The sequence below is a fragment of the Halothiobacillus sp. genome (genome assembly GCF_027346185.1).
Classification (GTDB): Bacteria; Pseudomonadota; Gammaproteobacteria; order Halothiobacillales; family Halothiobacillaceae; genus Halothiobacillus.
The window spans coordinates 1-2,616 of the sequence record NZ_DAIESY010000131.1; the positions used below are offsets into that span (position 1 = coordinate 1).

General features: G+C 54.9%; 2 protein-coding genes and 2 pseudogenes. All 4 read right to left on the bottom strand.

Features of this window, described 5'->3' with window-relative positions:
* Positions 1-600 (bottom strand): annotated as a pseudogene (locus M7R55_RS09395) (hypothetical protein); the annotation flags it as partial.
* Positions 601-688: 88 nt separating this feature from the next.
* The gene (locus M7R55_RS09400; RefSeq protein WP_298220154.1) at positions 689-1,030 is read right to left on the bottom strand and encodes a hypothetical protein; all 342 of its coding nucleotides are present in this window, start codon (positions 1,028-1,030) and stop codon (positions 689-691) included.
* 34 nt (positions 1,031-1,064) lie between these two features.
* Complete coding sequence (locus M7R55_RS09405; protein WP_298220155.1) at positions 1,065-1,943, bottom strand: slipin family protein; 879 nt, start codon at positions 1,941-1,943, stop codon at positions 1,065-1,067.
* Between the two features lie 123 nt (positions 1,944-2,066).
* A pseudogene (locus M7R55_RS09410) lies at positions 2,067-2,616 on the bottom strand (glucose-6-phosphate dehydrogenase); the annotation flags it as partial.

The following is a 2,616-nucleotide window of genomic DNA, read 5'->3' on the forward strand; positions in this document are numbered from 1 at the left end:
AGAAAGGCTTGCACCATTGCCAAGATGAACGAGGATAATCCGCCCTTGTGCCGCTTCAGCTCCCGCCACGCGAGCCAACTCTTCCATCAGAAATGCATACGACAAACCATGAAAACCATACCGACAAACGCCTTGTGCTGCGTAGTGATTCGGGATCGGCAACGGTTGCGTCACGCGCGAAAGGTCATGATGAAACGCTTCGGTCAACAGGATATCTTCCGGCAGATGCTCAGAATCAAATGGATTGAGCCGGTGCAATTCCCCAACCATTTCAGTGGTGATTCGCCGCACCTCCGTATGTTGGGCTCCACCATGTACCACGCGATGCCCAACCGCAGCTAATGCATTACGGCCGAGCCGCCCCTCAAGCCAGTTCATCAGGACATCTATTGCCGACTTGTGATCCGGTGCTGTCACTGATCGCGAAAAACTGTCCTCCTGCTTCAAACCGTCAGCCCACAACGTAGCCTCCGGCAATCCAATGCGTTCAATCGCCCCCTCGAATATCCTCAGAAGCGGGGCAGTCACTTGAAAAAGTGAAAATTTAATACTCGATGAACCACCAATGATGGTCAGGATGAGTGGGTTAATCTGTTGCATTGATGTCACCTTTCCTTTTAGACAGATCAATTTTCGCATCAGCAAGATGACACATGACCATGGATCCAAGCGGCAAGAATCAGTGGGACTACGATGCCAGGCCGCCGTCGCGATAGGCATACAACTGGCCAGGTTGAATCCCCTCAATCCATACGTGCCACACATCACCCGTGCGATTGCGCGACGAATCAAACTCAATCAACCTGGCCGGTGTTGCGTCCGCAGACTGATCAAACAGTTCCAGCCGAACACGACTGGCGTGACGGCTGAACAAGGCGAAGTTGACTCCTCTGTCATATTCATGCGTTCCCAATGGCAAAGAAACACCCTCTCTGACGTCAGCATGTTCAGAGACCTCTGCCGCATAATCATTGAGCGATCGTTGCTGCTTGCTGACACCACGATCTAAAACATGCATTATTTCTGACAATTGGGGTTACCCACCTTCTTTTCTGTCCGATTGATCAGGCCACGGCCTTACGCACAGTGATTTCCGGATCAGGCGCGTCCTTGCTTGCCAGTGCCAGCGCCAGTGTTGCCATCGAAGGATTCAGACTGTCGACCATGGTGCTCGGCAGCAGAATCGTGGCTCCGCGTTCCTTGGTGATCTCGTAAATGATATTCATGGCGCGAAGCTGAAGCGCTGCGGGATGCCCGGCATAAGTATTGGCCGCTTCGACGAACTTCCCCGCGATTGCCGCCTCGGCTGATCCAAGTATGACCCGTGCCTGTTTTTCGCGCTCAGCCTGAGCTTGGCGCGACATCGCGTCCTGCAACGCCTCAGGGAGCGCGACGTCGCGAATCTCAACCGAACCCACGGATATGCCCCAGGGCGCAGTCTTGGCGCCGATCGTGTTTTTTAGCAACTCGTCGGCATCTTTTCGATCAGACAACAACGCAGCCAGCATCGAAGATCCGATCATCTCGCGCAGCGAGGTTTGTGCGACCTGGTCGATGGCGGTGCGATAATCGGTAATGGCCAACGCAGCCTTTTCGGCATCATTCACATGCCAGAAAATGATGGCATCGACATTGACCGGAACGGTGTCCCTGGTCAACGCCTGCTCGGCATTGAAGGCCGTGGTCTGGATACGCCCATCGATGACGGCGATCACAGTGTCAATGATCGGGATAATCACAAACATTCCCGGCCCTTTAACACTTTGCAGCTTGCCCATCCTCAAGATGACGAACTTCTGCCAGACGTTGGCCATCTTCAGCGACAGTCCTATGACAATGGCGACTGCGAAGAACACCAGTGCCAAATAAAAATTCACCCAGTTGCCTATGGCCAGGCCTGCGAGAACGCAGGCAAAAACCAGAAATGATGTGACAGGATTCATATTGAACGTGCCTTCTATTTGGTCGCAACAGTCAAAAGATACCGACAGCAACGAATGGATTCTGTACGGTGACGCACATCTCCTTCCCGATTTGACCCGCAACGCGACTCATGGCGGAATAAATCAGCGCTTTCTTAGTGGGTTGTGCCAGCTTCCGTCTGCTGCAATGAGTGCATCTGCCTGTTTCGGCCCCCAGCTGCCGGGTTTGTAGGTATAGGCTCGATGGTACGCATCCAATACGGGATCGACCACCGCCCAGGCGGCTTCCACCGCATCCTCGCGGGTGAAGAGCGCGCCATCGCCGGCCATGGCATCAGCCAACAGTCGCTCGTATGGTGTCTCCTCCCCTAATTGTTCCTCCAGCAGATAAAGCTCGTGCTGGTCGCCAATGAACTCTTTGCCTGCGCGTTTGACACGCGCGGCAAGAGCGACGGCGGAGTTGGGGGCGAGCCGGAAGCGCAGGTAGTTGGCAGGCCCGTCCGTTGGCGCTGAATCGTCGAACAGCCGCTGCGGCGGCGGCTTCAATTCCACGATAACCTCCGCCACCGATGTTGCCAGACATTTGCCGGAACGCAGGTACCATGGCACGCCCTGCCAGCGCCACGAATCGATGAACAGCCGCAGGGCGCAGAACGTCTCGACGTCTGATTCTTTTGCCACCCCCGGTTCTTTC

Coding starts and splice junctions, on each gene's coding strand:
- M7R55_RS09405 (WP_298220155.1), bottom strand. CDS start 1,943: ATGAATCCTGTCACATCATTTCTGGTTTTTGCCTGCGTTCTCGCAGGC.